24 protein-coding genes and 1 pseudogene are annotated in these 23,479 nt (G+C 69.4%); 11 read left to right on the top strand and 14 right to left on the bottom strand.

Annotated features, from left to right (window positions below; translation table 11 throughout):
- Window positions 1-5: 5 nt before the first annotated feature.
- Together DI526_RS08685 and DI526_RS08680 are read right to left on the bottom strand one after the other, a co-directional pair.
- Complete coding sequence (locus tag DI526_RS08685; protein ID WP_304276569.1) at window positions 6-596, bottom strand: DUF4893 domain-containing protein; 591 nt, start codon at window positions 594-596, stop codon at window positions 6-8.
- 149 nt (window positions 597-745) lie between these two features.
- Window positions 746-2,626: a methyl-accepting chemotaxis protein gene (locus DI526_RS08680; RefSeq protein WP_304276567.1), complete on the bottom strand. Its 1,881-nt coding sequence runs from the start codon at window positions 2,624-2,626 to the stop codon at window positions 746-748.
- A 221-nt stretch (window positions 2,627-2,847) separates the two neighbouring features.
- On the opposite strand from DI526_RS08680, the gene DI526_RS08675 reads away from it, so the two are divergent.
- A complete protein-coding gene (locus DI526_RS08675; RefSeq protein WP_304276565.1) occupies window positions 2,848-3,498 on the top strand; it encodes a CerR family C-terminal domain-containing protein in 651 nt (216 codons plus the stop codon).
- 18 nt (window positions 3,499-3,516) lie between these two features.
- On the opposite strand, the gene DI526_RS08670 is transcribed toward DI526_RS08675, so the two are convergent.
- The 5 genes and pseudogenes from DI526_RS08670 to prmC form a co-directional block, all read right to left on the bottom strand.
- Complete coding sequence (locus DI526_RS08670) at window positions 3,517-3,852, bottom strand: response regulator (RefSeq protein WP_304276627.1); 336 nt, start codon at window positions 3,850-3,852, stop codon at window positions 3,517-3,519.
- 10 nt (window positions 3,853-3,862) lie between these two features.
- Window positions 3,863-4,921, bottom strand: a complete 1,059-nt coding sequence (locus DI526_RS08665; protein ID WP_304276563.1) for a sensor histidine kinase — start codon at window positions 4,919-4,921, stop codon at window positions 3,863-3,865.
- 161 nt (window positions 4,922-5,082) lie between these two features.
- Window positions 5,083-6,147, bottom strand: a complete 1,065-nt coding sequence (locus DI526_RS08660) for a DUF4167 domain-containing protein (RefSeq protein ID WP_304276561.1) — start codon at window positions 6,145-6,147, stop codon at window positions 5,083-5,085.
- Window positions 6,144-6,319: pseudogene (locus tag DI526_RS08655) on the bottom strand (hypothetical protein); the annotation flags it as partial. The pseudogene DI526_RS08655 and the gene DI526_RS08660, both read right to left, overlap by 4 nt.
- Before the next feature lie 87 nt (window positions 6,320-6,406).
- Window positions 6,407-7,276 carry a peptide chain release factor N(5)-glutamine methyltransferase gene (gene prmC, locus DI526_RS08650; RefSeq protein ID WP_304276560.1) on the bottom strand — a complete coding sequence of 290 codons (870 nt, stop codon included), beginning with the start codon at window positions 7,274-7,276 and terminating at the stop codon, window positions 6,407-6,409.
- Window positions 7,277-7,365: 89 nt separating this feature from the next.
- On the opposite strand from prmC, the gene DI526_RS08645 reads away from it, so the two are divergent.
- The gene (locus DI526_RS08645; protein WP_304276558.1) at window positions 7,366-7,617 is read left to right on the top strand and encodes a type II toxin-antitoxin system ParD family antitoxin; all 252 of its coding nucleotides are present in this window, start codon (window positions 7,366-7,368) and stop codon (window positions 7,615-7,617) included.
- Window positions 7,614-7,901 carry a type II toxin-antitoxin system RelE/ParE family toxin gene (locus tag DI526_RS08640; RefSeq protein WP_304276556.1) on the top strand — a complete coding sequence of 96 codons (288 nt, stop codon included), beginning with the start codon at window positions 7,614-7,616 and terminating at the stop codon, window positions 7,899-7,901. The genes DI526_RS08645 and DI526_RS08640 overlap by 4 nt, the downstream gene beginning before the upstream one ends.
- Before the next feature lie 3 nt (window positions 7,902-7,904).
- On the opposite strand, the gene DI526_RS08635 is transcribed toward DI526_RS08640, so the two are convergent.
- Window positions 7,905-8,666: an MOSC domain-containing protein gene (locus tag DI526_RS08635; RefSeq protein WP_304276554.1), complete on the bottom strand. Its 762-nt coding sequence runs from the start codon at window positions 8,664-8,666 to the stop codon at window positions 7,905-7,907.
- 92 nt (window positions 8,667-8,758) lie between these two features.
- On the opposite strand from DI526_RS08635, the gene DI526_RS08630 reads away from it, so the two are divergent.
- A complete protein-coding gene (locus tag DI526_RS08630) occupies window positions 8,759-9,970 on the top strand; it encodes a YihY/virulence factor BrkB family protein (RefSeq protein ID WP_304276552.1) in 1,212 nt (403 codons plus the stop codon).
- Window position 9,971: 1 nt separating this feature from the next.
- Here the strand turns inward: DI526_RS08630 and DI526_RS08625 are convergent, their stop codons facing one another.
- Entirely contained in the window at window positions 9,972-10,496 is a 525-nt protein-coding gene (locus DI526_RS08625) for a methyltransferase domain-containing protein (protein ID WP_304276550.1), read from the bottom strand.
- Between the two features lie 91 nt (window positions 10,497-10,587).
- Between DI526_RS08625 and DI526_RS08620 the strand changes: the two genes are divergently transcribed.
- Together DI526_RS08620 and DI526_RS08615 are read left to right on the top strand one after the other, a co-directional pair.
- Entirely contained in the window at window positions 10,588-11,112 is a 525-nt protein-coding gene (locus tag DI526_RS08620; RefSeq protein WP_304276548.1) for a GNAT family N-acetyltransferase, read from the top strand.
- A 79-nt stretch (window positions 11,113-11,191) separates the two neighbouring features.
- Window positions 11,192-11,971, top strand: coding sequence for a hypothetical protein (locus DI526_RS08615; RefSeq protein ID WP_304276547.1), 780 nt, complete (start codon window positions 11,192-11,194; stop codon window positions 11,969-11,971).
- Window positions 11,972-11,975: 4 nt separating this feature from the next.
- On the opposite strand, the gene DI526_RS08610 is transcribed toward DI526_RS08615, so the two are convergent.
- Window positions 11,976-13,358: a PLP-dependent aminotransferase family protein gene (locus DI526_RS08610; RefSeq protein WP_304276545.1), complete on the bottom strand. Its 1,383-nt coding sequence runs from the start codon at window positions 13,356-13,358 to the stop codon at window positions 11,976-11,978.
- Window positions 13,359-13,466: 108 nt separating this feature from the next.
- Here DI526_RS08610 and DI526_RS08605 point away from each other — a divergent pair, with 108 nt between their 5' ends.
- From DI526_RS08605 to nadC, 4 genes are all read left to right on the top strand, one after another.
- A complete protein-coding gene (locus DI526_RS08605; RefSeq protein WP_304276543.1) occupies window positions 13,467-14,141 on the top strand; it encodes a LysE family translocator in 675 nt (224 codons plus the stop codon).
- A 186-nt stretch (window positions 14,142-14,327) separates the two neighbouring features.
- Window positions 14,328-15,428: a quinolinate synthase NadA gene (gene nadA / locus DI526_RS08600; RefSeq protein ID WP_304276542.1), complete on the top strand. Its 1,101-nt coding sequence runs from the start codon at window positions 14,328-14,330 to the stop codon at window positions 15,426-15,428.
- 162 nt (window positions 15,429-15,590) lie between these two features.
- Window positions 15,591-17,120 carry an L-aspartate oxidase gene (locus tag DI526_RS08595; protein WP_304276541.1) on the top strand — a complete coding sequence of 510 codons (1,530 nt, stop codon included), beginning with the start codon at window positions 15,591-15,593 and terminating at the stop codon, window positions 17,118-17,120.
- Window positions 17,117-17,965, top strand: coding sequence for a carboxylating nicotinate-nucleotide diphosphorylase (nadC, locus tag DI526_RS08590; protein WP_304276539.1), 849 nt, complete (start codon window positions 17,117-17,119; stop codon window positions 17,963-17,965). The genes DI526_RS08595 and nadC overlap by 4 nt, the downstream gene beginning before the upstream one ends.
- 144 nt (window positions 17,966-18,109) lie before the next feature.
- On the opposite strand, the gene DI526_RS08585 is transcribed toward nadC, so the two are convergent.
- The 4 genes from DI526_RS08585 to DI526_RS08570 form a co-directional block, all read right to left on the bottom strand.
- A complete protein-coding gene (locus tag DI526_RS08585) occupies window positions 18,110-18,526 on the bottom strand; it encodes an MAPEG family protein (protein WP_304276537.1) in 417 nt (138 codons plus the stop codon).
- 85 nt (window positions 18,527-18,611) lie between these two features.
- Window positions 18,612-20,762, bottom strand: coding sequence for a methyl-accepting chemotaxis protein (locus tag DI526_RS08580; RefSeq protein ID WP_304276535.1), 2,151 nt, complete (start codon window positions 20,760-20,762; stop codon window positions 18,612-18,614).
- 357 nt (window positions 20,763-21,119) lie between these two features.
- Window positions 21,120-21,971, bottom strand: a complete 852-nt coding sequence (locus DI526_RS08575) for a prephenate dehydratase (protein ID WP_304276533.1) — start codon at window positions 21,969-21,971, stop codon at window positions 21,120-21,122.
- 4 nt (window positions 21,972-21,975) lie between these two features.
- Window positions 21,976-22,707 (bottom strand): 3-deoxy-manno-octulosonate cytidylyltransferase, encoded by a 732-nt coding sequence (locus tag DI526_RS08570; protein ID WP_304276532.1) that lies wholly within the window; start codon window positions 22,705-22,707, stop codon window positions 21,976-21,978.
- 158 nt (window positions 22,708-22,865) lie between these two features.
- On the opposite strand from DI526_RS08570, the gene DI526_RS08565 reads away from it, so the two are divergent.
- A partial coding sequence (locus DI526_RS08565) for a cytochrome c family protein (protein WP_304276530.1) occupies window positions 22,866-23,479 on the top strand: 614 nt, incomplete at its 3' end.

The following is a 23,479-nucleotide window of genomic DNA, read 5'->3' as shown; positions in this document are numbered from 1 at the left end:
GCGGATCAGCGCCGCAGCTCCAGCAGGTCGAGCGTCGACTCCTGGTGCGGCCACGGCAGGGTCAGGCGGTAGCGGTCGGCGCCGATGCGCTCGAACACGCCGATCTGGTCGCGCTCGGCGTCGCGGCCGTACTGGGCGCGGCCCTCGCCGCTTCCCCAGGCGACGGCGCCCAGGAACACCAGGCGGCGCGGGGCCTCGGGATAGAGGTTTCCGGCCTGCCGCTGCGAGCCGGTGACCTTCTCCAGGGTCAGGTCGCCACCCGGGCTCAGCGCCACCCGGCAGCGGAACCAGCCATAGGTCACCAGGCCCGGGCCGCCGTTGGGGGAGCCGATCTTGACGGTGCGGCAGCGGTAGGCGCCCGGCGTCGGCTGCGGACGCGGCAGCGACACGCGCGGATCGGCCAGGACGCCCAGGCGCGTCAGCGCGCGGCCCTGGCCCTGGGCCCGCGCCTCGGCCAGCGCCGTCGTCCAGGCCTCGTCCAGCCGCTCCAGCCGGCGGACATCGGCGCGCCGGGCGTCCGCGCGCCAGTCGGCGGAGGCGGCCAGGGCGGGACCGGCGGTCGACAGGGACAGGACGAGGACGGCGGCGAGGCGCATGGAGGGCTCCTGAACTTGGGCGTGTAAACCTAACGCCAGGGGGCGGCGGAGGTTCGCGCCCGGCCGGGAGCGTCCGAGCATAACGCTCACGAAGACGGGGAGCCGCTTGCGCGACTCCCCGCGGGATAGGCTCTCGCTGAAGGTCCTGACTAGGCGGCCGAAGCGCTCGCAAAGGCGGCGGCGCGCTGCTGGGCCTCGGCGACGGTCAGCCCGCCCGAAGCGCCGGGTCGGCCGGCCAGGGCGCGCGCGCTCCCGCCTTGCAGGTTGAACCGCGCCACCAGGCTGGTCAGCTTGCCGGCTTCGCCGCGCAGGCTGGAGACGGCGGCCGTAGCCTCCTCGACCATGGCCGCGTTCTGCTGGGTCACCTGGTCCAGCTGGTTCACCGCCTGGTTGACCTGGTTCAGGCCGGTGGCCTGCTCCTGGGACGACTGGGCGATCCGCGAGATCAGGCCGTCGATCTGGGTCACCTTGGAGACGATGTCGCTGAGCGCCTTCTCGGTCTCGCCCACCAGCTGCACGCCGCGCGAGACGTGGGCCGAGCTGCCGGCGATCAGGTCCTTGATCTCCTTGGCCGCCTCGGCCGAGCGCTGGGCCAGAGCCCGCACCTCCTGGGCGACCACCGCGAAGCCCTTGCCCGCGTCGCCGGCCCGCGCCGCCTCGACCCCGGCGTTCAGGGCCAGCAGGTTGGTCTGGAAGGCGATCTCGTCGATCACGCTGATGATGCTGTTGATCTGGCTGGAGCTCTGCTCGATCTCGACCATGGCCGAGACCGCGTCGCGCATCACCTTGCCCGAGTTGGTGGCGTCGCGAGTCGCCTGGGCGGCGGCGTCGGAGGCCTCGCGGGCGCCGGCGGCGCTGGTGCGGACGGTGGCGGTGATCTGGTCGAGGGCGGCGGCGGTCTCTTCCAGGTTGGCCGCCTGCTGCTCGGTGCGGCGCGACAGGTCGTTCGAGGCGACGGCGATCTCCTCCGAACCGCCGCGAATGCCGCTGGTCGATTCCGAGATCGCCGACATGGCGCCGCGCAGGCTCTCGACCGCGGCGTTGAAGTCGGCCTTGATCTGGGCGTACTGGCCCTGGAACTCCGCCTCGATCTGGGTGGTCAGGTCGCCCTCGGCCAGGCGGCTGAGGCTGGCGGCCAGGGCCTGCACGACCATCGCCTGCTCGGCCTCGTTGGCGCGGCGCTGCGCCTCGGTCCGGTTGCTGGCGATGTCGGCCTCGGCCTTCAGGCGCTCGGCGTCGGCGGCCAGGGCGCGGGCCTTGAGGCCGTTGTCCTTGAACACCTGGACCGCCTGGGCCATCAGCCCGACCTCGTCACGACGCTCCTGCCCCGTGACCGCGACCTCGAGGTCGCCGCCCGCCAGGCGCTTCATGTCGCCGGCCAGGCCCTTCAGCGGCCGGGCGATCGCGGTCGTCGCCATCCACAGCGACGCGCCGACCGCCGCCGCCACGGCGAGGGCGGCGATCGCCAGCAGCTTCAGCCCCGTGCGTTGGGAGTCGCTGCTCAACGTATTGGACTCGGCGTTGAGCGTGTTGATGGTCGCGTCGGTCATCTTGACGGCGAGGTCCGAATAGGACGCCACGACGGGCGCGGCCGCTTCGAGAGCGACGCTGGCCTCGGCCTTGCGGCCCTGCTCGGCCAGCGCCACCGCGCGATCCATCGCCGCCGTCGCGCGCCGCAGCTTGTCCTGCAACTGCACGAAGTTCTTTTCCTGTTTCGGCAGGCCTGCGGCCGCCGCCTCCAGGTAGCTGGCGGTCTTGGCGCGCGCCTTCTTGTAGTTGGCCACGGCCTCTGTTGTGTGGCTCGGGTCGGCGCTGATCACGCTGAGGGCGCTCGCATAGCCCATCTGGCTGACGCTACGGTTGGCGCGGATCAGCGCCACCTGCGCCGGCATGCGCACGTCCGTCATCACCGTGTAGGCGTCGTCGACGCCCTTGACCCGCAGCGCCCCATAGCCGGCGATGGCCAGGCAGATCGCCCCCAGCGCCACGACGAGCACCGATATCTTCGTGCCGATCTTGAGATTGTTCATGATGTGCAGCGGCCCCCAGCCCTGCGCCGTCGCCGCTTCGGAATAGAAACGGCCTGGCGCCCTCGAATGCAAAACTGATGTTTAGCATCGAGGTTAACAGTCCGTTTCCTCCGGGGCGGTTTGGGAGCGGCACTTCAAAATAGTCGAAAAAAGACAGCGCAATCATCGCGAGCACACTGATGTTTGACTTTGTTCAGGTCATCGCAGCATCGTCCCGGCCCATGAGACGAAAGTCCGAAGAAAGCCGGCGCGAAGACGCGGCCCTGACGCGCGCGCGCCTGCTGGAGGCCGGCCTGAAGGCGTTCGCGCGCCACACCTATGAAGCGGCCAGCGTGCGCGACATCGCCGCCCAGGCGGGCGTCACCGTCGCCATGGTCAGCTATCACTTCAGGGGCAAGGAAGGTCTGTATATCGCGGTCGCGGAGCTTATCGCCGAGCGCGGGCTGGAGCTGATCGGCCCGGCCCAGGACAAGGCGCGCGAGATCCTGGGCGGCGCGCGTCCCGATCGCGACACCCTGGTCGCCGCCATCAGCCAGGTCCTGCGCGCGCTCCTCGAGGCGCACAGCGAAGACGGCAGCCTGGACTGGGCGCGGATCCTGCTGCGCGAACAGCTCAATCCCTCGCCCGCGACCCAGGTTCTGCATGAAAAACTGACACGGCCGTACATGACGGTGCTGGCGGAGCTGCTGGCCGCCCTGGACGGACGCGCGGTCGAGCGCCGCGACATGATCCGCGCCTTTTCGCTGCTCGGGCAGGCCATCGTCTTCCGCACCACGCGCCACGCGTCCATCGCGCTACTGGGCCAGGAGCAGCGGACGCCGGAGGACTATGACGAGATGATGCGGCTGATCGAAAGGCAGCTGCGCGACTGAGCCCCGCGGCGCCGGCCTTCAGCCTATTGCGTCGACGATCCGGGCCAGGCGCGAGGGGTCGATCGGCTTGGAGAGAATCGGCGCGTCCCGGAGGTCCGCCCGCACGCCCTGCTCGCCGTAGCCGGTCACGAAGGCGAACGGCACGCCGCGCAGGCGCAGGATCTCGGCGGCGTCGAACGACGTCGCGCCATCGCCCAGATTGACGTCCAGCAGCGCGAAGTCGAACGTCCCGCTCTCGGCGATCCGGATCGCTTCCGCCGCCGACGAGGCCGGCCCCACGACCTGGCATCCCAGGTCGCCCAGCAGGTCCTCGACCAGCATGGCCACGAACAGCTCGTCCTCGACAACGAGGATGCGCAGGGGCTCAGGCCGCGCCGTGGATGAACCGGTTCGACTGGCCGGTGCGGGCGAGCTGGGCGTCGATCTCGCAAACGACGCCGCCCGGCCGGTAGTCGAGCGCGACGGAGCCGCCAAGCTCGCGCGCCAGGCCGCCGGTGATGAGGCGTGTTCCGAAACCTTGCCGGGTCGGCTCGTTGACAGGCGGCCCATTGATTTCCTCCCAGCGCAGCTGCAGCCGCTCGTCCGCGACGCCGTCCGTCCGCCGCCAGGTCAGGCGCACCTGTCCGTCAAGCTGGGAGAGCGCGCCATACTTGGCGGCGTTTGTCATTAGTTCATGCAGCGCCATCGACAGGGCCAGGGTCGCCTTGGGCGCGAGGCGCACGGGCGGGCCTTCGATCTGGAACTGCTCGGGCTCGGCATGGGCGGCCACCACCGCGGCGACGATGTCGCCCAGCTCCGCCCCGTCCCAGCTTTCGCGCGTGAGAATGTCGTGGCCCTGCGCCAGGGCCAGGAGCCGGCGCGTCAGGCTTTCGCGCGCGCCGTGCAGGTCGTCGGCGTTGCGCAGCGTCTGTCCCGCGACCGACTGCACCGTGGCCAGGGTGTTCTTCACCCGGTGGTTCAGCTCATGGATCATCAGCCGCTGCAGCTCTTCGGCGCGCTTGCGGTCGGTGACGTCGCGCATGACGCCCGTGAAGTATCGGCGCCCATCGTCCCGCCACTCGGCGATCGAGAGCTCCAGCGGAAAGGTCGTGCCGTCGCTGCGGCGACCGCTGACCTCGCGGCCGATGCCGATGATCCGGCGCTCGCCGGTCTGGTGATAGCGCGCCAGGTAGCCGTCGTGCTCGGCGTGGTAGGGCTCGGGCATCAGCCGGTTGACGTTCTGGCCGACCATGTCGCCCGCCGGGTAGCCGAACAGCCGCTCGGCGGCGGGATTGAAGGCCTGGATCCGTCCCTGTTCGTCGATCACCACGATCGCGTCCACGGCGGTGTCGACAATGGCGCGGTAGCGAGCGTCGACCGCCGCGTCCTGGCCATCGGCGCCGCCGCCAAACGATCTCGAGGTCGACTTGCGTCTTGACGCCATACGTCGCTCCGCTGGCTGCAAATCAGACCCTATCGCCGAAAACGGCGTTCAGCCAAGCGCAGCGGATGGCGCGTAACGCCGCAGGTCGTCCTCAGAACGCGCCGCAACGAAAAAAGGAGCCGCTTTCGCGGCTCCTTTTCACGGCAGACTGTCCGTCGCGATCAGCCCTCGTCGGAGCTGGTTTCCGCCGGAGCGGCTTCGCTGGCCTCGAAGCTGCGGGGCGCGCGGCGGCGGCGGGGCTTCTTGACCTCCTCGCCTTCGGGCGCGGCTTCCGGCGCGGACTCGGGGGCGGCGCGCTCGGTCTTGCGGCCGAGGAAGGCGGGGGCGTGGCTGACCGCGCCGTCCTGGCCGCGCAGGAGGGGCGAGCCCTCCTCGGCCGGGGCTTCGGCGGTCAGGGGCGAGGCTTCCGGCTCGATCACGGCCAGCGGATCGCGATCGCCGCGCGGCTGCCAGTCACGGTCCCGGTCACGATTGCGGTCGCGACGGCGGCGGCCCTCGCGCTGCTCGCCCTGGCCCTCGCCCTGCGGCTGGTCGCCCTCGGCGGCCGGACGATCCTCGCGCGGACGGTCGTCGCGCGGGCGGTCGTCGCGGTCGCGGAAGCGGTCTTCGCGGGGACGGTCTTCGCGGGGACGGTCGTCACGAGGACGATCGTCGCGGTTGCGGTCGCGCCCTTCCGAGCGATCGTCGCGGTCGCGCCAGCGGTCCCGGCGGCCTTCGCCGTCGCGGTTGTCGCGGTTGCGGTCGTCGCGCTGGCGGTCGTCGCGATTGCGGTCGCGATCCCGGTTGCGGTCACGGCCTTCGAAGCGGTCGCGGCGCTGCTCGCCGCCTTCGCTGTCGGAACCCTCGCCCTGGCCCTCGGCGGGCGTCTCGGCGACTTCGGGTTCTTCCGGCGGCTCGGCCTCGAAGTCGATCTCGTAGGCGGCGTAGACGTCCTTGCCGACGATGTCGGCCACCGGACGATTCGGCTGGATCGCGCGCAGGACGCGGAAATAGTGCTCGGCGTGCTGGAGATAGTTTTCCGCCAGCACCCGGTCGCCGGACGACGAGGCGTCGCGGGCCAGCTGCTGGTACTTCTCATAGACGCTCTGGGCCGCGCCGCGCACCTTCACGCCTTCCGGACCGTTCGAATCGAACGCGCGGTTAGCGTTGTGCTGCTGAGGCTTGCCGCCGCTGCCACCGCGATTGTTGCGGCCGCGCTGGCGCTTCATGCCTTTGAAATCTCTCATGTTCTCTTCTGAACCTGTCCGGGAGGTCAGTCTTGAGCTGGCGCATCCGGCCTTGCTGGTCTCTAGGCGGGTCGACCCCTCGTCGATGTCAGAGACACTGGTTTCCGTAGAGCCCCCGTCCTGCTCTTTACGGCGCGGCGACCGGCGGACCGGGCGCGCCTGCCGGGGGAGCCTCGCCAACGCCTTACGCCCTTAAGCGTCTGCGCTCGCTTTTCCCATCACCCGACGATCTGGAAGGAGACAAGACTCGTCTAGCGGTTCACGCCCCGGTTTCCAAGGGATTTTTCACCCCGGTGACCACGCGGTCGTGCGTCGACAGGTCCTTGATCGTCCGGACCTGCTGCGCCCCGGCCGCGTTGAACAGCGCTTCGACATCCTTGGACTGGTCGTAGCCGATCTCGACGGCGAACATGCCGCCGGGCTTGAGCACGCGCAGGATCTCCGGCGCCAGCAGGCGATAGGCGTCCAGGCCGTCGGCGCCGCCGTCCAAAGCAAGGCGCGGTTCGTGGTCGCGAACCTCCGGCTCGAGCGTCTCGATCACCGCCGTCGGGATGTAGGGCGGGTTGGAGACGACGAGGTCGAAGCTGGCGTCGCCCAGCCCCGCCGTCCAGTCGCCATGCATCAGGGCCGCGCGGTTGTTGAGATCGAGGTTGGCGGCGTTGTCGCGCGCCACGGCCAGGGCCTCATCGGACGCGTCGACGCCCAGCCCCTTGGCGGCCGGCCGCTCGGCCAGCACCGCCAGCAGGATCGTGCCCGAGCCGACGCCCAGGTCCAGCATCGAGAACGGCATGGCCTCGGGGAAGGCCTTGAGCACCTCGTCGACGATGACCTCGGTCTCCGGACGCGGGGTCAGGACGTTCTTGTTCACCTGCAGCAGGATCTTCCAGAAGCCCTTGCGGCCGATGATGTGGCTGACCGGCTCGCGGCGGGCGCGGCGGGCCAGGAAATCTTCCAGCATCGCCTGCTGCTCGGCGGTGAGTTCGCGATAGGGATCGGTGACGATCTCGGTGCGGGTGACGCCGGCGGCGACCTCCAGCATCAGGCGCGCGTCGATCGAAGGCTGATCGATGCCGGCGTCCTTCAGGCGGTCCTTGGCGGCGGTCCAGGCTTTGACGAGGGTCAGGGTCATGAGCGGGGATTTAGCGCGTCGGCGGCCGGGAGGCGAGATTGAATGCGATACCAGTTTTTGGTATTTCCGTGTCAGCCTGGAGGTTCGCCATGAGCAAGAACACATCCATCGTGCTCAGCGAGCACTTCCAAGCCTTCATCGCCGAACAGGTCGAGGAGGGACGATACGGCTCGGCGAGCGAAGTGGTTCGCGCCGGCCTGCGCCTGTTGGAGAACCAAGAAGCCAAGCTGGCGGCTTTGCGCCATGCGCTCAAGGAAGGGTGGGAAAGCGGCGAGCCTGAACCCTTCGATGTCGAAGCCTTCCTTACCGATGTGAACGCGGACTACGACGCCAAGTCGTGAGCGGTTACCACCTCACGCCCCTCGCGCGTTTCGATATGCGCGAGATCTGGGCCTACACCGTCCAGCAGTGGGGGCGGCGAATGGCCGATGGATATATCCGCGAATTGACCGCCGCCATCGAAGCCGTCGCCGCCGATCCTTATCTAGGCGTCGCCCTGGATGACGGAACTCACCGCAAGCAAATCTTTCGGTCGCACATCATCTTCTATGCGATGGCTGAAGGCGGTGTTGTCGTGGTTCGGGTTCTGCACCAGCAGATGGATGTGACGAACCGGCTGAGTTAGGCGCTAAAGCGCAGCCACCCCATCCCCTTCCCTCACCGCCCCGCCCTTCGTCACGGCCAGGTAAATGCCGCAGAACATGTGGCCGTAGTTGTCGAACAACGCCTTGACGAGGTCGGCGTCGCGCGCGCCGGTGTCGGGGTCGACGTGGGTGGCCGCGCAGCGGACGATCGGCTTGAGGACCTCGGCGGTCGCGCCGCCGATCGCCAGGGCCCGGCCGGTCCAGTCGTTCTCGACCCAGGCCGGCCAGCCCTCGACATAGAGATTGGCCCGGAAGCGTAGCGGATCAAGCTCACGGCCGAGGCGCTGACCAAGGTCGCGCACGCTGGCCAGGTTCACGACCGAGACGAATCCGGACTTGCTGTCCATGAAGCGGTGCGCGCCGGGGCCTTCGATGACACGGAGCGGGCCGTTGGCCTCCTCGCCCAGGAACGCGGCCAGCCAGGCCTCGAACGCCGCGCGGCCCTCGGCCACCCGCAAGTCGCCGGCGAAGTCGGGATAGCCCTCGGCCTTTGCGGAAAGCGCGCCGCTGGTCTCGTCGTAAGCCGTGCGGACGCGGGCCACGGCCGGGATCTTGGCCAGCACCGTGAACTTCATCTTCGAGATGTGCTGGGGCGCGGCCGGGTCGAAGCCGCTGGGGCCATCCTCCACGGCGTAGAGCCGGTCGCAGGGAAAGCACGCCCCGGCCTCCAGCACGGCTGAGGCCAGTCGCTCGGGCGTGAAGCCCTTGACGGGGTGGCGATAGAGCGAGGCGATCTTGGCGTCCATGGGGGCGCACCATCCGGCTCGACTCGCCCCATGGCAAGGCTTGGCAGGAACGGAGGGCGGCCGTCGGGGTTCTTGCAGGTCGGAGGCGTTCCATGGCCGACGCTAAGCCGCGTCCAATCCTGTCCTGGCTGAAGTCGCGGCCCTATCACCTAGCGCCGTGGATCGTGCTGTTGGCGGCCGCGCCGTTCGCCCTACCCCGCAAGCGGACGCAGACGGACCTGGACGCCCCGCCCGGCCTCTCCGAGCCGCGCGCCATGCCGCCGCACGACTTCGAAGCGGCCGAGCCGCGCCGGGGCCGCGCCGCCCGCCATCCGACGCACATCCCGCTGCTGGGATGGCGCGACATCATCTGGCGGACCTGGCGCGAGATCACCGTCGATCGGCTGCCGGCGGTGGCCGGCGGCGTGACCTTCTACACCCTGCTGGCCCTGATCCCGGCCATCGGCGCCTTCGTCTCGCTGTATGGCCTGTTCGCCGACGTGCGCACGGTCGAGCAGCAGCTACGCGACATGTCCGGGGTGTTTCCGCCCAGCGTCGTCAAGATCGTCGGCGAGCAGATGCTGCGCCTGGCCAGCCAGGGCGAGACCAAGCTGGGCGTAGCGTTCGGCTTTTCCCTGCTGCTGTCGGTGTGGAGCGCCAACGCCAGCATGCGGGCGTTGTTCGACGGGCTGAACGTCGCCTACGACGAGGAGGAAAAGCGCCACATCGTCCGGCGCACCCTGCTCAGCTACGCCTTCACCCTGTGCGCTCTGATCTATGCGGCCGCCGTCTCGGCGATGCTGATCGTCACGCCCTGGCTGCTGAAGGCGGCGCGCCTGTCGTCGCTGGACGCGCTGCTGACGCCGATCCGCTGGCTGGTGGTGATGGGCATGACGGCCGTGGCCTTCGGCGTGCTCTACCGCTTCGCGCCCAGCCGCTCGCAGGCGCGGTGGCGCTGGGTGTGGATCGGCGCGGTCACCGCCTCGGCCGGCTGGCTGATCGGCTCGCTGGGCTTTTCGGTCTATGTGAACCAGATCGCCCACTACGACGCGACCTACGGCCCGCTGGGGGCGATCATCGCCTTCATGGTCTGGGTCTGGTTCTCGATCATGGCGATCCTGATCGGCGCCGAGCTGAACGCCGAGATCGAGCACCAGACCGCCGTCGACTCCACCACTGGCCCGGAGCTGCCGATGGGCGCGCGCGGGGCGGCCATGGCCGACACGGTGGGCCTGGCCTTCCACCCCTGGGACCTGATCAAGCGCGAAGCCGGCGCCGTAAAGCGAATGACCGGCGGGGCTTGGCGAAAGGTGCGCCGCCGGTAGGCTAGATCTGGATCCTGGACGGCTTCACCGCCTGCAGCGCGAACCGGAAGGTCTCGCCATTGTCCTCGCTGAACGGCAGGTCGAAATCGGCCTGGTAGACCGCGCGGTAGTCGGTCAGCGAGGTGATCCCCGCCTGGGCGTACTGGGGCTGCTGCAGGAAGATCAGGGTCTCGGGCTGGATCACCCGCGTATGGCCCGGATCGCCCCAGGCCCAGCGCGAGGCGACCGACGGACAGGTGGCGCACAGCAGCCCGCCGGGCTTCAGGATGCGCCAGAACTCGCTGAACTGGGCGAAGAAGAACCGCCAGTCGCCCTGCTGGCCCGTATGCTCCAGCACCTCATAGGCGTGGATCTCGTCGAACTGGTCGTCCTCGAACGGATACGGCAGGACGTTCAGATCGTGGATGACGTCGGCCCCCGCGTGGGGATCGATGTCCAGGGTGGTCAGCTCGGTCCAGCCGGGGCTGGCCGCCGAGCCGATGCGCTTGTCGCGGCGATTGCCGCAGCCAATCAGAAGCTCCGGCATCGTTGTCCCCCAAACGCCGTCAAACCAGGCCGCGACACTAGACGATTCTCTCGGCCTGGCTTCGCCCGGGCGCGCCGGCTAAAACCGCGCCATGCTGCTGGTCCCCGCCCAAGACTCCGAACTCGTCGACATCGCCGCCCTGGTGAACTCCGCCTATCGCGGCGAGCTGGCGACCAAGGGCTGGACCAGCGAGAGCTACCTGCTGGGCGGCCAGCGAACCGACGAGGAAAGCCTGCGCGCCGATCTCGCGGGCAAGCCGGGCGCGACCATCCTGACCTTCCGCGACGCGGCCGCCGCCAAGCCCTATGCCTGCGCCTGGCTGGAGCCCACCGACGGCGAGGCCTGGTACGTGGGCATGGTCACCGTCTCGCCGCTGCGCCAGGACGGGGGCCTCGGCCGCGCCATGCTGGACGCCTGCGAGGCCCACGCCCGCGCCCGGGGCGGCCGGCGGATGCGGATGACGGTCATCTCGATCCGCGACACCCTGATCGCCTGGTACCAGCGGCGCGGCTACCAGCCGACCGGCGAAACCCAGCCCTTCCCCTATGGCGACGAGCGCTTCGGCCAGCCGCAGCGCGACGACCTGGCGTTCATGGTGCTGGAAAAGGCGCTCTGAGGGCGCATTACCGAACCTTAAGTAGGCCTTCCGGGCGCGACGGGGTCACATGCCCGGGCTTTCCGCTCAGAGGGTTCCCATGCGTCTTCCGTACCGGGCGACCGCCGTCGCCGCGCTCGCCTTCACGCTCGCCGCCGCAGCCACCGCCGCCCTGGCCGCCCCGACGCCCGTGCCGGTCGGCCAGGCCCTCGCCCGCTTCGACAAGCTCAAGCCCGCCACGCACCGCTACCTTCGCTACCGCCAGATGGGCGAGATGATCACGCCGATCGACGTCTGGACGCGCGAGATCCGCATCGAGCCCGACGCGGCGGGGGTCAAGCGCCTGCATATCGTCCAGCACTGGGACGGCGCGACGCCGGGGACGGTCAAGAAGCTCGACTCGTGGTTCGAGCTCGGCACCTTCCGCCCGTTCTCCCACCAGCGCAGCACGACGGGCAAGGACGGCCAGACGAAGATCGAGGGCTTCGACTTCAAGCCCGACCGCATCGTCGGCCTCAAGGACCTGCCCGGCAACACCCAGGCCGCCTACGACATGGCCTCGCCCCAGCCGGCCTTCAATTTCGAAACGGACACCGAGTTTCTCCAGGCCCTGCCGTGGGCGGCGGGCTATGAGGCGTCGGTGATCTTCCACCATCCGGGCGGCGAGGCGCCGGCGGCCTATCTGTTCAAGGTGGCGGGCTCGGAAACCCTGACCAGCTCGGCGGGCGGCAAGGTCGACTGCTGGGTGGTCACCACCGACTACAACCACCCCGAATGGCCGCTGGCCCGCTTCTGGCTGGCCAAGGACAGCCAGGTGGTGGTCAAGACCGTCTCGCCCGCGCCCGACGGCTCGATCTGGGTCAAGACCCTGCTGTGGTAGCCGACTAGATCACCGCCCGCGACCGCTCGCCGACCTCGCTCGACAGCGCGCCGGCGACGGTCTCCAGGCCCCGGCGAAGGGTCTGCAGGTCCGGCGCCGCCCCCAGGCAGACGCGCACCCCCGTGACCAGGCCCGGCTCGACGATCGGCGCGTCGGGCGGGGTGACCTCGGCCCCGCCGCGCAGGGCGCGGCCCGAGAGGCGCTCGGCCTCCAGTTCGCTCATCGGCAGCCAGACATGCGGCGCGCAGTCCGAGCGCGGCGCCTCGATCGCGGCCCCCAGGATCTCCCGCGCCAGGGACAGGCGCGCGGTCGCCTCGGCCCGCACCTCGGCGACGATCTGGTCGGCGGCGCCGTCCTCGATCCACTGGGTGGCGACCAGTCCGCCAAAGCCCGAGGGCGCGAAGGTCACGGCGCGGACGGCGTCCAGCACCCGCTCGAAGGCGGCCTGGCTGGGCGCGACCAGGAACCCGGCGCGAAGGCCAGGCCCCAGGGTCTTGGACACCCCCGAGACGTGGAACGTGCGTTCGGGAGCCAACAGCGCCAAAGGCGGCGGCGCGTCGGGCGCATAGGCGCCGTAGATATCGTCCTCGATGATCGTCAGGTCGAGGCGCCGGGCGATGGCGACGATGGCCTCGCGCCGGGCCAGGCTCATGATCCGGCCGGTCGGGTTCTGCAGCGTCGGGATCAGCGACAGCACGCGCGCCCCCGTCGCCTTCGCCGCCGCCTCCAGGGCGTCGGGCCGCACGCCCTCGTCGTCGAGGGCCAGCCCCTTCAGGCGCAGGCTCATATGGGCGGCCAGCGCTTTGACCCCGTTATAGGTCGAGGCCTCGCACAGCACGGTGTCGCCGGCCCGCGCCGACACGCTCATGGCCAGGGCCAGGCCCTGCTGGGCGCCGTTGCAGCAGACCAGCCGTGACCAGGTCGCGCCGTCATAGCCGCCAAACCGCGCCAGCCACCGCGCCCCCGCCCGCCGCTGGGCCTCGTGTCCGGCCGCCGGGGCGTAGGCCAGGTGCTCCAGGAGGTCGGGCCGCCGGCGCAGGCGCGCTAGGGCCTCCGCCAGGCGGCTGGCGGCGGGTCCGGTCGGCGCGATGTTCTGGGCCAGGTTGATCGGCCCGTCGCGGACCGGCGCGCGGTGATCGGCGGGCGCGTTGACGAAGCTGCCCCGCCCCACGTGGGCGCTGACCAGCCCCGCTCGCTCGGCCTCGACATAGGCGCGGGTGACGGTGCCAAGCCCGATCCCCAGCCGATAGGCCAGGTCGCGCTGAGGCGGCAGCCGCGCCCCCGCCGCCAGGGCGCCCGAGGCGACATCGGCGCGCAACGCCGCGACCAGCCGCTCGTAAAGCGGGCCGTCACCATCGGGGATCTGGGGCGCCCAAGCCGAAACCACGCGCGAGCTCCTTTATTGTCATGATGACAATATGCAATTTGACTCACGATACAATGGAAATCATGACGGTGACATTCCGCTCTCGCTGATCGAGACAAAGAGGCCGCCATGACCCCGGAGCTGCTGCTCGCCTACGTCCTGTTCTGCTTCGCCACGGCCGGCACGCCGGGCCCGAACAACATGATGCTGCTGGCATCCGGGGCGAACTTCGGCTTCCGCGCGACGGTGCTGCACATCCTGGGCATCAGCTGCGGCTTGGGCTTCATGGTGTTGTGCATGGGCTTTGGCCTGGGCGGCGCGTTCAAGGCCTTCCCCGTGCTGCACGAAGTCCTGCGCTGGGTCGGGGCGGGCTACATGCTGTGGCTGGCCTGGAAGATCGGGACCTCGGACAAGGTCAGCGACCGGCAGGCCGCCAGCCGGCCGATGACCTTCCTCCAGGCCGCCGCGTTCCAGTGGGTCAATCCCAAGGCCTGGGCCATGGCCCTGGGCGCGGTCACCACCTATGCGCCCGAAGGCGGCTCCTGGACGATTGTGCCGCTGCTCGCCGGAACCTTCATGCTGGTCGGCGCGCCGTGCAGCGCCGCCTGGGCGGGGTTTGGCCAGGGACTGCGGCCGTTCCTGGATCGTCCCGCCGTCCTGCGGAGCTTCAATATTACCATGGCCGTGCTGCTGGTGATCTCGCTGGTCCCGATGGTGCTGGACCACGGCAAGCCGCCCGCGTTCGACGCCCGCGATCTCGCCACTGAGGCCACGCCGATCGTCGCCACCGCCTGGCGAGGCTGACACCCCGCCTGGGCCGTCCATCGAAGGCGGCCCCAGGGGCAGGTTTGCAATTGCCGCGAGAGACGCTATATGTGTCAGGTCAGTTATGCTCAGTTTCAGCATAACCCAGACGTCGGAAACCTCGAAAAGGTCCCGGCGTTTTTTGAGGCCCTGGAAATGCTCACTTTGAGCATAACGGAGGATCAGATGGCCGACGGGTTCGCCGCCCCCCAAGCGTTCAAGGGGGAGTTCACCGCGCAGATCGAGGCGCAGACCGCGTCGATCTGGGATAAGGTCAAGCACCACGTCACGCCGCTGGAGTGGCGGACGCAGGCCCCGCTGATCGTCGAGATCAACCGCCTCAAGCGCGAGAAGAACGCCGCGATCCTGGCCCACAACTACATGACGCCGGACATCTTCCACGGCGTGGGCGACTTCGTGGGCGACAGCCTGGCCCTGGCCAAGGAAGCGGCCAAGAGCGACGCCCAGATCATCGTCCAGGCCGGCGTGCACTTCATGGCCGAGACCAGCAAGGTGCTGTCGCCGCAGAAGAAGATCCTGATCCCGGACCTGAAGGCCGGCTGCTCGCTGGCCAGCTCGATCACCGGCGCCGACGTGCGGCTGATCAAGCAGCGCTATCCGGGCGTGCCGGTGGTGACCTACGTCAACACCACCGCCGACGTGAAGGCCGAGACCGACATCTGCTGCACCAGCGCCAACGCCGTGCAGGTGGTCGAATGGGCGGCCAAGGAATGGGGGACCGACAAGGTCATCCTGATCCCCGACGAGTTCCTGGCCCGCAACGTCGCCCGCCAGACCGAGATCAAGATCATCGCCTGGGCCGGCCACTGCGAGGTGCACAAGCGCTTCACCGCCCAGGACATCGCCGACATGCGCGCGGCCTGGCCGGGCGCGGAAGTGCTGGCCCACCCGGAATGTCCGGCCGAGATCCTGGAAGCCGCCGACTTCGCCGGCTCCACGGCGGCGATGAACGACTATGTCGCCGCGAAAAAGCCGGCCCAGGTGGTGCTGATCACCGAGTGCTCGATGGCCAGCAACGTCCAGGCCGAAAGCCCGGCGACCCAGTTCATCGGTCCCTGCAACATGTGCCCGCACATGAAGCGGATCACCCTGCAGAACATCTACGACTCGCTGGTCCACGAGCAGTTCGAGGTGAGCGTCGACGAAGGCGTCCTCGACCGCGCGCGGCTGGCCGTGCAGCGGATGATCGACCTGCCGCCGCCGGTGACGCCGGCCCGGTACGACCTGGTGAAGGCCCGGCATCACGTGGATGTCGAGCTGATCTAGACAAAGGGTCTCCTTCCCCCTCGATGGGGGAAGGGTTGGGGAAGGGGGTGACGCGGCCGATCCGCTTCGCCGCCCTCTCCGGACTTTCTCGATGAGGCTGAACCGCCGCGTTCACCCCATCCCCGGCCCTTCCCCATCAAGGGGAAGGGAGTGGAGTGTAGAATGACCAAGCGCATCACCTTCGACGGTCCCGTCATCCTCGGCGCCGGCCTGGCCGGTCTCTCGGCGGCGCTGGCCGCCAAGATGGCGCTCGTCCTGTCGCCGACGCCGCTGGCGACCGGCTGCTCCAGCGCCTGGGCCCAAGGCGGCATGGCCGCCGCCCTCTCCGGCGAGGACACGCCGGCCCTGCACGCCGCCGACACGATCGCAGCCGGCGCGGGCCTGTGCGATCCGAAGGCCGTCGAGCTGCTGACCCGCGAAGGCCCGCAGGCCGTCCGCGACCTCGCCGCCCTGGGCGCGCCGTTCGACCGCAAGGCCCCCAAAGACGGCGAAAGTGACGGCTTCGTGCTGAGCCTTGAAGCCGCCCACTCCAAGGCCCGCGTGGCCCGCGTCGGCGGCGACGGGGCCGGCGCGGCGATCATGGCCGCGGTGATCGCCTCGGTCCGCGCCACGCCGACCATCGAAATCCGCGAGAACGCCCGCGCCCGCCGCCTGTTGCAGGACAAGACCGGCCGCGTGATCGGCGTGCTCGCCGAGATCGACGGCGCCCTGGTCGAGATCCGTAGCCCGGCCGTGATCCTGGCGACGGGCGGCGTCGGCGGCCTCTACGCCGTGACCACCACGCCCGCCCAAGTGCGCGGCGAAGGCCTGGGCCTGGCCGCCCTGGCCGGCGCGACGATCGCCGATCCGGAGTTCGTGCAGTTCCACCCCACCGCCATCGACATCGGCCGCGACCCCGCCCCCCTGGCCACCGAGGCCCTGCGCGGCGAGGGTTCGATCCTGCGCAATGCGGATGGCCGCGCCTTCATGGTCGACTACCACCCGGCCAAGGAGTTGGCCCCGCGCGACGTCGTGGCGCGCGCGCTTCACGCCGAGCGCGCAGCCGGTCGCGGCGCGTTCCTGGATGCGACGGAGGCCGTCGGCGCCCACTTCCCGCACGAGTTCCCGGCCGTGTTCGAGGCTTGCCAGAGCGCGGGGATCGACCCGCGCCGCGAGATGATCCCGGTTACGCCCGCCGTGCACTACCACATGGGCGGGGTGGCCACCGACCTCGACGGCCGCGCCAGCCTGCCGGGCCTCTACGCCGCCGGCGAGTGCGCCTCGACCGGCGTGCAGGGCGCCAATCGCCTGGCCTCCAACAGCCTCTTGGAAGCGGCCGTGTTCGGCGCCCGCGCTGGCCGCGCGGCGGCGGCGGAAGGAACGCACGGCGGCGAGCCGGTCAGCCTTGAACCCCTGCCCGACCTGCCCGACGCCGCGCTGCAGACGCTGCGCAAGGCCATGAGCCGCGACGCGGGGGTGATCCGCGACGCCGCCGGCCTCACTCGCCTGCTGGCTCAGATCGAGGCGCTGGAGCCGGCCTACGGCCCCTGCCCCACGATCGTCGCCGCCCGGCTGATCGTCGAGGCGGCCCTGGCCCGCCAGGAAAGCCGGGGCGGCCATTACCGTTCGGACTTCCCGGCGACCGCCGAACCGTTGCGCACCTTCGTGACCCTGGAGAGCGCGGACGCCGCCGTCCGCTACGCCGCCGAATGAGCATTGTTCCTCTGGACGACATCCTCGTCCGCCCGATCGTCGACCACGCCCTGGCCGAGGACCTGGGCCGCGCCGGCGACATCACCGGCCAGGCCTGCATCGACCCTGAAGCTCGCCTGTCGGTGGTCTGGGCCAGTCGGCAGGATGGGAGGGTTTCGGGTCTTTCCTGCGCGCGCCTGTCGCTGGCCGCCCTGGACCCCACCGCGACCTTCGAGGTGGTCACCCCCGACGGCGCCGACGCCGCGCCCGGCGCGATCCTGGCCCGCGCCGAGGGCAACGCCCGCGCCGTACTGGCCGCCGAGCGCACGGGCCTGAACCTGCTGGGCCGCCTGTCGGGCGTCGCCACCCTGACGCGGTCCTATGTCCGCCTGGTCGAGGGCACCGGCGCGACCATCGTCGACACCCGCAAGACCACCCCGGGCCTGCGCGCGCTGGAGAAATACGCCGTCCGCTGCGGCGGCGGGGTCAACCACCGCTTCGGCCTGGATGACGCCATCCTGATCAAGGACAACCACGTCGCCGCCTGCGGCGGGGTCGGCGAGGCGGTCCGCCGCGCCCGCGCCCACGCCGGGCACCTCGTGAAGGTCGAGGTCGAGGTCGACGGCCTCGATCAGCTGGAAGAGGCCCTGAAGCACGGCCCGGACGTGGTCATGCTCGACAACTTCAGCCTCGACGACCTGAAGACCGCCGTCGCGATCGCCAAGGGCCGCGCGGTGCTGGAGGCGTCGGGCGGGGTGAACCTGACCACCGTCCGCGCGATCGCCGAGACCGGCGTCGACGTGATCAGCGTCGGCGCCCTGACGCACTCGGCGCCGGTGCTGGATATCGGCCTGGACGCGGTTTAAAGCGCGGCTTTCAAAACAAGTACAGTGTCATCCCGGAAGCCTCGCAGAGGCTATCCGGGACCCAGGGGGTGAAAGAGCGCCGAGCGCGTCGCCCCTGGGTCCCGGCTCTACGCTACGCTTCGGCCGGGATGACACGGATTTTATCTAGCCGAAGATCTTCATCAGCTCCCGCACGACCATCGCCGCCAGCACCCCGGTCGAGGCGGCGAACAACAGGAAGCGTAGCGCCACTAGGTTGATGCTGACCTGGACCAGACTGTGCAGCGCCCGCAGACCGACATAGACCCAGGCGAAATGCACGGCCATGCCGTCGGCGTGGCCCGCGACCTGAATCGCCAGGGCAGCCGCGTAGAAGATCGTCGGCTGCTCCATCAGGTGGTTGTAGTTGTCCGCCGCCTGGCGCGCGGCGTCGGGCAGCTTGTCCAGCGAACCCGGAAACCGCGCGTCCTGCGGCTTGATTCCGGCCTTCTGCATGGCCGGGATCCGCTGGACGTACATCCAGACCCAGACCACCAGCGACCAGGCCACCAGCGCCATCACCGGCGCGATCATCGTGTTCATCGACTCGTCCTCCCCGCTTGGCGTCTAGCGCGCCAAAGCGGAGAGGCTATTCAAAGAACGACGTTATTTAAAGGCGCCCGCTAGGTCAGGCCGCGTGCCGCGCGGCTTGGGCGTTATCGAGCACGAAGGCCGACATCATCTCGTTCATGCCCCGCGCCTCGCGGGCCAGGGTATTGGCCGCCGCGGTGGCCTCCTCGACCATCGCCGCGTTCTGCTGGGTCACGTTGTCCAGTTCGGTGATCGCCTCGGTGACCTGGCCCAGGCTGACCGACTGTTCCCGAGACGAGGCGGCGATCTCGTGGATGCGCTCGACCAGCGAGCCGACACGATCGACAATCTCTTCGAGCGCCTGCCCGGAGGCCATCGACTTCTCGACGCCGTTCTGAACCTGGCTGTTGCTGTCGTTGATCAGCGCCTTGATCTCCCGGGCGGCCTCAGCCGAGCGTTGCGCCAGGGCGCGAACTTCCTGGGCGACCACGGCGAAGCCCTTGCCGCTCTCGCCTGCTCGGGCCGCCTCCACGCCGGCGTTCAGGGCCAGCAAGTTGGTCTGGAAGGCGATCTCGTCGATGACGCCGATGATATTGCCGATCTCGTTGGCCGAGCGCTCGATGCCCGACACCGCCTCGGAGGTCTCCTGGACGATGTCTCGGGCCTTGGTGGCGACGCCGCGCATCTCGCCCAGATAGTCGCGGACTGAGCCGGCGGCAGCGGCGGCGCTCGTCACCGACTGGCTGACCTCGTGCAGGGCGGCGGCGGCTTCCTCCAGCGACGCGGCCTGAAGCTCGGTGCGACGCGCCAGGTCGTCGGCGGCCGAGCGGATCTCGCCGGACGCCGATCCGACGCCGCCCGAGACCGCGATCAGGCTGGTCATGGTGGCGCCCAGCGTCTCGGCGGCCGCGTTGAAGTCGGCCTGGAGGGGACGGAAGGCTTCCGGCACGGCGCCGTCGACGCGGGTGGTCAGGTCGCCCTGCGCCAAGCGCTTGAGCGCGCCACCGAAGGCTTTGTTGACCGCCGCCTCGCTAGCCGCCTGCGCTTGAAGGCGCGCTCGCTCCATGGCTTCGGCCGCCTCCGCGCGCTCGCGCTCGCGCTGGGCCTCGCTGTCGCGCCGCGCGCGCTCGTTGGCCTGGAAGACCGTGAGGGCCGAGGCCATGGCCGCGAACTCGTCACGACGCGTCTTGCCGGGAATCTCGATGTCGATGTCGCCGTCGGCCAACTTGCGCATCGCGCCCGTCTGCTCGGCCAGCGGTTTCAGGATGCTGGCGCAGACCCGGCTGCAGACGAACAGCACGGCCGCGCCGCCCGCCAGGGTGAAGCCGATCGCCACGATCAGGCTGGTCAGGGCGCGCTGCGCCGCCTTGGAGGCCATGGCGCGCAGCGTCTGGTTCTCGGATTTCAGAATAGCGCCATACCCCGCGATGCGAGCCGTGGCCGCGTCGAACCATTCGGGGCCCGTCACGGGCGCCTTGACGCCGTCGCGGACGGCCGCCAGCGCCTGACCGCGCATCGCGATCACCTTCGCGCCGGCGGGGCTGGCCTCCACGGCCTTGACCTGCTCGCAGACCGACGCGCGCTCTCGGCAGGCGTCGCCAATCCACCCTTTCTGCTCGCCTTCCAGCGCCCGCATCTTGGCCAGGATGTCGGCCGAGAAGGCCTGACCGGCGAAGCCCGCCGAGCCGGCCGCGCGCTCCTGGCCGGACGCCTCCTTGCCGCGCATCAGCGCCGAATAAGCGTTGACCGCCTCGACCGTCTCGTGGCCGAGATTGGAGACTTGAATCTGTTCGGCGGCGCTGATCAGGCCGTCGATGGCGCGAGTGTACTCACCGACCACCTCGGCGCGGTCCGCGCCCGGCGCGTCGGCCTTCGCGCGCAGGGCCTTGACCCCTTCGACCCTGTTCCAGACCTTGTCGAGCGCCAACTCCATGCCGCTGCTATGGTGGCCGGCGTCCCGAATGTCGGTCAGGGCGAGGATAGCTGCGTCCGCGCTGACGCGAGCCTTGGTCACCTTGCCGAGAAACTGAGAGCGGTCGGCCGCGCCCATCATGCCGGAGGTCACGCCGCGCTCGACCTGCAGCGCGTCGACGGCCGCGCTTATCGGCCCCGCAGCGGAGATCGAGCCGGCCGCCTCGCTAGCGGAACGGTATTGGCCCGCGAGGCCGACGCAAATACTGACGCTTAGAGCGGACAACACGAGAAGCGGCACGGTGACCGCCGCGAGCATACGATGCTTGATCAGCACTTCGCCCCCCTTGGATTTGGCGGATGCCTGAGGAGGTAACGCTAACCGAGCGCCAGCAACGAAATGGTAAAACCATAGCACGAGCGACAGATTGCCGCACGCCAAATGATTGCATAATGATCGCAAGGATAGCGGGTAGTCCGCGCAAGAACACTACCGTACGGAACCACCCTTAATTGGCCAATTAAGCGAGCGCCAATCCTTGTCGAAGCATCGAGGTATAGGCTGCGCTATGCTGCCCCACGACCGGAGACACCGCTGTCTATTCCTTTCACCTCATCGAAAATCGGAGCGATGGAATTGATAATCATTCCGGTTTTCTAGACGCGTGGCCTACGCCCTGCCGACAAAAAACCGCTATTTTCCTCGATCCCTAAACGCGTCAGCCGGATACACGCCCAGGATCTCGAACTTCTCCGAGAAGAACTTCAGCTCGTCCAGCGCCAGGGCCAGGCTGCGGTCCTCGGGCCGACCGTCGACCTCGGCGTAGAAGAAGGTGGCCGTGAAGTTGCCGCCCTCCATGTAGCTTTCCAGCTTGGTCATGTTGACGCCGTTGGTCGCGAAGCCACCCAGCGCCTTGTAGAGCGCCGCGGGAAGGTTGCGGACGCGGAACACGAAGCTGGTCACGCAGCGGTGGGTGAACGGCGGCGGCTCGGGGGTCTTGTCGGCCGTCATCACCAGGAAGCGCGTGGTGTTGTGACGCTCGTCCTCGATGTCGCGGGCCAGGATGTCGAGGCCGTAGATCTCGGCCGCCAGGGCCGGAGCGACCGCGCCTCGGGTAGGATCGGGCTTGGCCGCCAGGTCCTTGGCCGCGCCGGCGGTGTCGCCGGCCGCCTCGGTGGCGACGCCCAGCTTCTTGAGGCTGTTGCGGCACTGGCTGAGCGCGATCGGCATCGAGGCCACGGTCTTTACGTCCGCCAGCTTGACGCCCTTGTTGGCCATCAGCTGGAAACGGATCGGCTTGAAGCGCTCGCCGATGATCTTCAGCCCCGAGGCCGGCAGCAGGTGGTGGACGTCGGCGACGCGGCCGGCGATCGAGTTCTCGATCGGGATCATGCCCAGGGCGGCGACGCCTGTCTTGATCGCCTCGAAGGCCTCCTCGAAGGTCTTGCAGGGATAGGCCTCATAGTCAGGAAAGTAGGTCCGGCACGCCTCGTGGCTGTTGGCGCCGGGCTCGCCCTGGAAGGCGATCTTTTTGAGGATGCTCATGAACTTACTTTCCGGCGGCCGCGCGGGCCGCCTCGAGGTCGGAAGGGTTATCGACGGAGATCGGGGCGGTCTTGGCCACGGCGGCGCGGATCGTCAGGCCCAGCTCCATGGCGCGCAGCTGCTCCAGCTTCTCGCGCTTTTCGAGCGGCGACGGCGCGGCGGCGTTGAAGGCCTCCAGCGCCTCGCGGCGATAGCCATAGATGCCGATGTGGCGCCAGACGGGACCGTCGCCATAGAGGGTCGAGCGGGTGAAGTAGAGGGCGCGGCCGCTTTGACCGTCCTCTTCCATCGCCAGAACCGCCTTGACCACGTCCGGGTTGGACCGGTCGGCGGGCGACGCTTCGGGGGCGACGACGGTGGCGATATCGGCGTCGCCAAACTCCTTAAGTATTCGCGCGCAGTCGCTGAGTACGGCCGGATCGACGAACGGCATGTCGCCCTGCAGATTGATCACCACGTCATGCGCAAAACCCGGATCGAGTTCAGCGAGCGCCGCCAGGATCCGGTCGGAGCCGGACGGCAGGTCGGGGTCGGTCAGAACCGCCGTCCCGCCAGCCTTTTGAACCGCCTCGACGATTTCCGGATCGCCGGCCGCCACGGCCACGGGACCAATCGCCGCATCGCGCGCCTGGTTCAGAACCCGGACGATCATCGGAAGGCCGCCGATGTCGGCCAGCGGCTTGCCCGGAAGACGGGTCGCCGCCATCCGCGCGGGGATCAGGACGATGGGGTTCATGGCGTCAAATCTTTGCTGCCCGGTTGCGCGAGGGGCGGTAGCGTGTAAGAGACGCGAGCGCAACATGACGCGCATCGGGACTCGTCCGCGGGCCCCACGGCGTCGAAGGATACGAGCCCGGCCGTAGGGCGGGCTGGCAAGAGGCTGACAAGGCTGACATGAGCGACCTGACGTTCAACAAGATCGCTGGCGGCGTGCTGCTGACCGGCCTCGTTATTTTCGGTCTGCGGGAAGCATCGGACATCGTCTTCAAGAAGACTGAAGTCGAGAAGGCCGGCTACGAAATCGCGGTCCAGGAAGAAGGCGCCGGCGGCGGCGCCGCCGCCGAGGACACCCCGCCGGATTGGAACGCCGTGCTGACGCCGGCAAATGTGGCCGCCGGCCAGGCCGTCTCGGCCAAGTGCGCCGCCTGCCACAAGCTGGACGCGTCGAACGCCAACGCCACCGGCCCCGGCCTGTGGGACGTGGTGGGCCGCAAGCCGGCCGCGCACCCAGGCTTCAACTATTCGGGCGCGATGAAGGACTTCGCGGGCAAGCAGCCCATCTGGGACTACGACGCCCTCTACACCTTCCTGAAGGCCCCGGGTAAGGACGTCCCCGGCACCAACATGACCTTCGTGGGTCTGAAGAAGCCGGAAGACCGCATCGCGATGATCGCCTACCTGCACAGCCTGGGCAGCAAGCTGCCGGTCCCGCCGCCGCGTCCGGCCGCCGCCGCGGCTCCGGCCGACGGCGCCGCCGCGCCGGCCGCGGGCGCTGCTCCGGCTCCGGC

It is taken from the genome of Caulobacter segnis (assembly GCF_003243465.1).
GTDB lineage: Bacteria > Pseudomonadota > Alphaproteobacteria > Caulobacterales > Caulobacteraceae > Caulobacter > Caulobacter segnis_A.
This window is presented reverse-complemented; position numbering and strand designations above follow the sequence as displayed.